This is a genomic window from Nocardioides sp. (genome assembly GCF_024509035.1).
Taxonomy (GTDB): domain Bacteria; phylum Actinomycetota; class Actinomycetes; order Propionibacteriales; family Nocardioidaceae; genus Nocardioides.
In genome coordinates, this window is sequence record NZ_JANINT010000335.1 from 868 (window position 1) to 1164 (window position 297).

General features: G+C 68.4%; 1 protein-coding gene. It reads right to left on the bottom strand.

The annotated features are described in order from the left end of the window. The coding region (locus Q0L15_RS20690) for a 3-keto-5-aminohexanoate cleavage protein (RefSeq protein ID WP_296606579.1) at positions 1 to 297 on the bottom strand (297 nt) is incomplete at both ends.

Below are 297 nucleotides of genomic sequence, written 5' to 3' on the forward strand. Positions count from 1 at the left end.
GGGCATCTGCATCGGGCCGAGTGCGAACGACGCCCAGACCGCGTCGTCCGGCAGCTGCCTGACCATCGCGGTCAGCGTGAGCGGGTCGGCGGGAGCGCCGTACGGGATGCCCATGCAGAGCTGGTACATCGCCGGCGGGTCGATCAGTCCCTCCTCGACCAGCTGCTTGGCGAACCACAGGTGCCCGGTGTCGAAGATCTCCATCTCGCAGCGGACGCCGAGCTCCTGGATCCTCTTCGCGCCCTCGCGGAGCATGTCCGGGGTGCTGACGTAGACCAGGCTGCCCTCGCCGAAGTT